Here is a 6805-nt window from a genome sequence, read left to right on the forward strand (position 1 = left end):
AGCAATGTCTGAACTGACAACACTCGCTCGCCCCTACGCGAAAGCAGCCTTTGATTTTGCGGTAGAAAAAGGCGAGTTAGCTCAATGGGCTGAAATGCTCGCCTTTACTGCTGAGATTGCCCGTGATGAACGTGTTCAACATATGTTGGATGCCTCTTTCTCTGCTGACACATTGGCAGAGATGTTCATCACAGTTGGCGGTGATCAGCTCAATGATTTTGGTCAAAACCTGATTAAGGTGATGGCCGAAAACAAGCGCTTAAAAGCTCTTCCTGAGGTTTGTGAGCAGTTCCTAGCGATGCGTCTGGAACTGGAAAAAGAAGTTGAAGTTCAAGTGATTTCAGCGACGGCTCTTTCCGAAGAGCAACAACAAGCCATCAGTGACAAGCTCGCCGCGCGTCTTGAGCGCAAAGTAAAGCTGAACTGTAGTGTAGACGAAACCCTGGTTGCCGGGGTTATTATTCGAGCTGGAGACTTGGTCATCGATAACTCAGTAAGTGGCCGTATGCGCCGCCTGAGCGATGCATTGCAGTCTTGATTTGGGGAATTGGAGCATGCAACTTAATTCCACGGAAATTAGCGATTTGATCAAACAACGCATCGAGAAATTCGACGTTGTGAGTGAAGCGCGCAACGAAGGTACCATCGTGTCAGTCAGCGACGGTATCATTCGCATTCACGGCCTTGCTGATGCGATGCAAGGTGAAATGATTGAACTGCCTGGCAACCGCTATGCACTTGCATTGAACCTTGAGCGTGACTCAGTGGGTGCGGTTGTGATGGGTCCTTACTCGGACCTCCAAGAAGGCATGAAGGTGACCGGCACAGGCCGTATCCTTGAAGTACCAACAGGTCCTGAACTATTGGGCCGCGTGGTAAACACCCTGGGTGAGCCGATTGATGGTAAAGGCCCTATTGAGGCAAAAACCACGTCGCCAGTCGAAGTGATCGCCCCAGGTGTTATCGCACGTCAATCCGTTGATCAGCCAGTGCAAACCGGCTACAAAGCGGTTGACTCGATGATCCCTATCGGCCGAGGCCAGCGTGAGCTGATCATCGGTGACCGCCAAACCGGTAAAACGGCGTTGGCGATCGATGCGATCATTAACCAGAAAAACTCGGGTATCTACTCCATCTATGTGGCGATTGGTCAGAAAGCCTCGACCATTGCTAACGTGGTGCGCAAGCTGGAAGAACATGATGCACTGAAAAACACCATTGTGGTGGTGGCATCAGCGTCTGAAGCCGCAGCATTGCAGTACCTCGCGCCTTACGCGGGTTGTGCAATGGGTGAGTACTTCCGTGACCGCGGTGAAGATGCGCTGATTGTCTACGATGACCTGTCTAAACAGGCTGTTGCATACCGTCAGATCTCACTATTGCTACGCCGTCCACCGGGTCGTGAAGCTTTCCCGGGTGATGTTTTCTACTTGCACTCACGTCTTCTTGAGCGTGCGGCACGTGTTAACGCCCACTATGTGGAAGAGTTCACTAAAGGTGAAGTGAAAGGCAAAACCGGTTCATTGACGGCGCTGCCTATCATTGAAACCCAAGCCGGTGACGTATCGGCGTTCGTACCGACTAACGTTATCTCGATCACCGACGGTCAGATCTTCCTACAAACCGAGCTGTTTAACGCGGGTATTCGCCCAGCGGTTGACCCAGGCATTTCGGTGTCGCGTGTGGGTGGTTCTGCACAAACCAAGATCATGAAGAAATTGTCAGGCGGTATTCGTACAGCCCTTGCACAATATCGTGAACTGGCGGCCTTTGCGCAATTCTCTTCTGATCTGGATGACGCGACCAAGAAGCAATTGGATCACGGTCAGAAAGTGACCGAGCTGATGAAGCAGATGCAATATGCTCCTATGTCTGTGTTTGAGCAGGCGTTGGTGATCTTTGCGGCTGAGAAAGGCTACTTGGAAGATGTTGAGCTGAACAAGATCGGTGACTTTGAACGTTCCCTACTGGCCTTTGCGAAGAGCCAGTACGCTGACCTGGCTGCTCAAATTGAAGAGTCTGGTGCTTACAACGATGACGTTGAAGCACAGCTGAAAAAGCTGTTGGATGACTTCAAAGCGACCCAGACTTGGTAACACGTAGGTGACCACTTCGGTGGTCGCCCACTAATGGAGAGTAACTATGGCCGGCGCAAAAGAGATTCGTAATAAGATCGGAAGTGTGAAAAACACACAGAAGATCACTAAAGCGATGGAAATGGTGGCAGCCTCCAAAATGCGTAAAACGCAAGAAGCCATGGAGTCGTCACGTCCATACGCTGTCACTATGCGCAAAGTGATCGGTCATCTTGCACTGGGTAACTTGGAGTACCGCCATCCCTATTTGGAAGAGCGGGAAGCCAAGCGCGTTGGTTACATCATCATTTCTACTGACCGCGGACTGTGTGGTGGCCTGAACATTAACTTGTTCAAAAGTGTCATCAACGATATGGAAAGCTGGAGCCAAAAAGGTGCCGAAATCGACATGGCACTGGTTGGGGCGAAAGCCACCGCTTTCTTTAACAGCTACGGCGGCAATGTAGTGGCACAAACTTCTGGCCTGGGTGACACCCCAGTACTGGAAGACCTCATCGGTACTGTTGGGGTGATGCTGAAAAAATATGATGAAGGTGAGCTGGACCGCTTGTACCTGGTTTTCAATAAGTTTGAAAACACCATGGTGCAGACCCCAGTGATCGATCAATTGCTGCCTTTGCCAAAGTCAGACGACGAGGAGATGCAGCGCAGCCACGCTTGGGATTATATCTATGAACCTGAGCCGAAGCCGTTGCTCGATACCTTGTTGGTTCGCTATGCCGAATCGCAAGTGTATCAAGGTGTGGTAGAGAACCTCGCCAGTGAGCAAGCGGCACGTATGGTGGCAATGAAAGCTGCGACCGATAATGCGGGGAATCTGATTGATGATCTGCAATTGGTTTACAACAAAGCCCGTCAGGCTGCAATCACCCAAGAGTTGTCAGAAATTGTTTCTGGCGCAAGCGCGGTGTAAAGGCAAGGGTTAACGAACTAGTTTAGAGGAATAACGATGGCTACAGGTAAGATCGTTCAGATCATCGGTGCGGTAGTCGACGTAGAGTTTCCACAAGACGCCGTACCTAAGGTATACGATGCGTTGAATGTGAAACGTGAAGGCGAGCGTCTGGTGCTGGAAGTTCAGCAGCAGCTTGGTGGTGGCGTTATCCGTGCCATCGCAATGGGCTCATCTGATGGTCTGCGTCGTGGAATCGAAGTAGAAAATACAGGTAAAGCAATCGAAGTCCCTGTGGGTGAAGCCACGCTGGGGCGTATCGTCAACGTCTTGGGTGACGCGATTGATGAGCGTGGCGATCTCGGTGAGAAAGAGCGTTACTCTATCCACCGTGAAGCGCCAAGCTATGAAGATCAGTCGAGCGCGACCGAGCTTTTGGAAACCGGCGTTAAGGTTATCGACCTTATCTGTCCGTTTGCCAAAGGCGGTAAAATCGGTCTGTTTGGCGGTGCGGGTGTCGGTAAGACCGTTAACATGATGGAGCTTATCAACAACATCGCACTGCAACACTCAGGTCTGTCTGTATTCGCTGGTGTCGGTGAGCGTACTCGTGAGGGTAACGACTTCTACTACGAAATGCAGGAAGCCGGTGTTGTAAACATTGAGAATCCCGAAGAGTCAAAAGTGGCCATGGTCTATGGTCAGATGAACGAGCCACCAGGTAACCGCCTGCGTGTCGCACTGACTGGCCTAACCATGGCGGAAAAATTCCGTGATGATGGCCGTGATGTACTGCTGTTCATCGATAACATCTATCGTTACACCCTTGCCGGTACCGAAGTATCTGCCCTGTTGGGTCGTATGCCATCGGCAGTAGGTTACCAGCCAACACTGGCTGAAGAGATGGGTGTGCTGCAAGAGCGTATTACCTCAACCCGTACCGGTTCTATCACCTCGGTACAGGCGGTTTACGTTCCTGCGGATGACTTGACTGACCCGTCACCCGCCACCACCTTTGCCCACTTGGATGCAACGGTTGTATTGTCGCGTAACATCGCGTCGATGGGTATGTACCCGGCGATTGACCCACTGGATTCAACCTCACGTATGTTGGACCCATTGGTGGTTGGTCAAGACCATTATGACGTGGCTCGTGGCGTGCAGTCTGTCCTTCAGCGCTATAAAGAGCTGAAAGACATCATTGCTATCCTAGGTATGGATGAGCTGTCTGAAGAAGATAAGCTGACGGTTGCACGTGCACGTAAGATTGAGCGTTTCTTGACGCAGCCTTACCACGTCGCCGAAGTCTTCACCGGCCAGCCAGGTGTTTATGTTTCGCTAAAAGATACCATTGCAAGCTTCAAAGGCCTGCTCAGTGGTGAGTACGATGACATCCCAGAGCAGGCATTCCTGTACTGCGGTAGCATCGAAGAAGTGCTCGAAAAAGCGAAAAACCTGTAAGGCTTGAGTAGGAGGCGATATGGCAGCGATAACCTTCCATCTGGATGTGGTCAGTGCAGAGCGACAATTGTTCTCTGGTCGTGCTGAGCATATTCAGGTGACCGGTAGCGAAGGTGAACTGGGTATTCACGCAGGACACACACCGCTGCTGACCGCTATCACGCCTGGCATGGTTCGCATCGTCAAACAAGGCGGTAGCGAAGAGATTATTTATCTTTCTGGTGGCACGCTTGAAGTGCAGCCTGGCACAGTGACTGTGCTGGCTGACACCGCAATTCGTGGTGAAGAACTGGACCAAGCTAAGGCGGAAGAAGCGAAGCGCCGCGCTGAGGATAAAATCCACAATCAGCATAAAGACGTCGACTTTGCTCAAGCGGCCAGTGACCTGGCTAAGGCGATTGCGAAGCTTCGAGTGATCGAGCTGACCAAGCACAAGCGTTAATCAGGCACTTACGGTGAGAATAAAAGCGACGCTTCGGCGTCGCTTTTTTATTGCCTGCAAAGACCACCTTGTAGTCTGCGATTCGCGCGACACCTAAAACGCGTTACACTAAGGGCAACTTAATAGACAAACTTCTCTTTTATCACGGAAAAACTATGCAATACAGTGCAGTTATTCTCGCGGCCGGTAAGGGCACGCGCATGTATTCACAAACCCCTAAGGTGCTTCATACCTTGGCGGGTAAGCCTATGGTTGAGCACGTTATTGACACTTGCCACGGCCTCGGCGCTTCGCAAATCCATTTGGTTTATGGCCATGGTGGCGACACTATGCAGCGCGTTTTAGCGCACTCACCGGTGAACTGGTGCTTGCAAGCGGATCAATTGGGCACCGGCCATGCCGTGCAACAAGCGGCGCCGCACTTCGCGGATGATGAGCAAGTATTGGTGCTCTACGGCGATGTCCCTTTGATTTCAGAGCAAACCCTCTCGCGTTTGCTCGAAGGGCAGCCTGAAGGTGGGATTGGTCTATTAACTGTGCATCAGGACGATCCGACTGGCTACGGCCGTATTGTCCGTGAAAACGGGGAAGTGGTGGCGATTGTTGAGCAAAAAGACGCGACTGACAGCCAGCTTGCCATCACTGAAATTAATACCGGTGTGCTGGTGGCCACCGGACGTGACTTGCGGCATTGGTTATCGCAACTTGATAACCACAACGCGCAAGGCGAGTTTTATCTCACCGATGTGATTGCGCTGGCACATCAACAAGGCCGCTCGATTCAAGCCGTCCATCCTGTGAGTGCGGTGGAAGTGGAAGGGGTGAATAACCGCCTGCAGCTTTCACGCCTTGAGCGCGAATACCAAAAAATGCAGGCTGAACAGCTATTACTCAGTGGTGTGATGCTCATAGACCCTGCGCGTTTTGACTTGCGTGGCCAGCTGCAATGCGGGCAGGATGTCACCATCGACGCTAACGTGATCATAGAAGGCAATGTCACCTTAGGGGATAACGTGACCATCGGGGCCGGGAGCGTACTGATTGATTGTGAGGTTGATGATAATACATTGGTACGTCCGTATAGCGTGATAGAAGGGGCTAGCGTCGGTGAGGATTGTACCGTTGGTCCGTTCACACGGCTGCGTCCGGGCGCCGAGATGGCGCGCGATGCCCACGTGGGCAACTTTGTCGAGATGAAAAAGTCTCGCTTAGGCGAAGGCTCGAAAGCCAATCATCTGACTTACCTGGGTGATACCGAGGTTGGCCGCGGCGTGAACATTGGTGCCGGCGTGATCACCTGTAATTACGATGGTGCCAATAAACATAAAACCGTGATTAAAGATAACGCCTTTATTGGTTCGGACTCTCAGCTGGTGGCACCTGTGGTGATCGGCGAAGGGGTGACCGTTGGGGCTGGCAGCACCATCAGCAAAGATGTCGCCGATGGTCAACTTATCATCACTCGTGCTAAACCAAGGACAATTGAGGCTTGGCAACGGCCGAAAAAAAAGTAGAATACTTATGGTTGAGCGCGCACAGGCGGCTTTTTAGCTTGAAAGGCGAAAAGTTGTGCGGTTGGTAAAATCAGGTATTGACTCCCGATAAAAACCAGCCTATTATGCGCGCCTCAGTTGGGGTATCGCCAAGCGGTAAGGCAACGGGTTTTGATCTCGTCATTCCCAGGTTCGAATCCTGGTACCCCAGCCAACGCGTCCGTAGCTCAGCTGGATAGAGTACCTGGCTACGAACCAGGCGGTCGGAGGTTCGAATCCTCCCGGACGCGCCATCTTTCTTCAGCTACCATGAAGTCAGATGAACAACTTGGAATGCGGAAGTGGCGGAATTGGTAGACGCACCAGATTTAGGTTCTGGCGCCGCAAGGTGTGAGAGTTCAAGTCTCTCCTTCCGCACCAT

At 51.7% G+C, this 6805-nt stretch carries 6 protein-coding genes and 3 tRNA genes; all 9 read left to right on the forward strand.

Going from position 1 to position 6805, the window contains the following annotated elements; genetic code table 11:
* Positions 1 to 4: 4 nt before the first annotated feature.
* The 9 genes from atpH (at position 5) to BZG25_RS14795 (ending at position 6804) form a co-directional block, all read left to right on the forward strand.
* A complete protein-coding gene (gene atpH, locus BZG25_RS14755) occupies positions 5 to 538 on the forward strand; it encodes a F0F1 ATP synthase subunit delta (RefSeq protein WP_046074860.1) in 534 nt (177 codons plus the stop codon).
* A gap of 16 nt (positions 539 to 554) precedes the next feature.
* The gene (gene atpA / locus BZG25_RS14760) at positions 555 to 2096 is read left to right on the forward strand and encodes a F0F1 ATP synthase subunit alpha (RefSeq protein WP_077579390.1); all 1542 of its coding nucleotides are present in this window, start codon (positions 555 to 557) and stop codon (positions 2094 to 2096) included.
* Positions 2097 to 2142: 46 nt separating this feature from the next.
* Complete coding sequence (gene atpG / locus BZG25_RS14765) at positions 2143 to 3009, forward strand: F0F1 ATP synthase subunit gamma (RefSeq protein ID WP_046074862.1); 867 nt, start codon at positions 2143 to 2145, stop codon at positions 3007 to 3009.
* A 36-nt stretch (positions 3010 to 3045) separates the two neighbouring features.
* On the forward strand, positions 3046 to 4449 hold the full coding sequence (gene atpD / locus BZG25_RS14770; protein WP_046074863.1) for a F0F1 ATP synthase subunit beta: 1404 nt from the start codon (positions 3046 to 3048) through the stop codon (positions 4447 to 4449).
* Between the two features lie 19 nt (positions 4450 to 4468).
* Entirely contained in the window at positions 4469 to 4891 is a 423-nt protein-coding gene (locus BZG25_RS14775; RefSeq protein WP_046074864.1) for a F0F1 ATP synthase subunit epsilon, read from the forward strand.
* Positions 4892 to 5046: 155 nt separating this feature from the next.
* On the forward strand, positions 5047 to 6405 hold the full coding sequence (gene glmU, locus BZG25_RS14780) for a bifunctional UDP-N-acetylglucosamine diphosphorylase/glucosamine-1-phosphate N-acetyltransferase GlmU (RefSeq protein WP_077579389.1): 1359 nt from the start codon (positions 5047 to 5049) through the stop codon (positions 6403 to 6405).
* Between the two features lie 118 nt (positions 6406 to 6523).
* Positions 6524 to 6598 (forward strand) — tRNA-Gln (locus tag BZG25_RS14785).
* A 2-nt stretch (positions 6599 to 6600) separates the two neighbouring features.
* A tRNA-Arg gene (locus BZG25_RS14790) sits at positions 6601 to 6677 on the forward strand.
* A gap of 42 nt (positions 6678 to 6719) precedes the next feature.
* Positions 6720 to 6804 (forward strand) — tRNA-Leu (locus BZG25_RS14795).
* Position 6805 lies beyond the last annotated feature (1 nt).

The sequence above is a fragment of the Salinivibrio sp. ML198 genome (assembly GCF_001996015.1).
Lineage (GTDB): Bacteria > Pseudomonadota > Gammaproteobacteria > Enterobacterales > Vibrionaceae > Salinivibrio > Salinivibrio siamensis.

Bases quoted from the DNA above. Each gene is read 5' to 3' on its own strand.
- atpH (WP_046074860.1), top strand. From the start codon at position 5: ATGTCTGAACTGACAACACTCGCTCGCCCCTACGCGAAAGCAGCCTTT.
- atpA (WP_077579390.1), top strand. From the start codon at position 555: ATGCAACTTAATTCCACGGAAATTAGCGATTTGATCAAACAACGCATC.
- atpG (WP_046074862.1), top strand. From the start codon at position 2,143: ATGGCCGGCGCAAAAGAGATTCGTAATAAGATCGGAAGTGTGAAAAAC.
- atpD (WP_046074863.1), top strand. From the start codon at position 3,046: ATGGCTACAGGTAAGATCGTTCAGATCATCGGTGCGGTAGTCGACGTA.
- BZG25_RS14775 (WP_046074864.1), top strand. From the start codon at position 4,469: ATGGCAGCGATAACCTTCCATCTGGATGTGGTCAGTGCAGAGCGACAA.
- glmU (WP_077579389.1), top strand. From the start codon at position 5,047: ATGCAATACAGTGCAGTTATTCTCGCGGCCGGTAAGGGCACGCGCATG.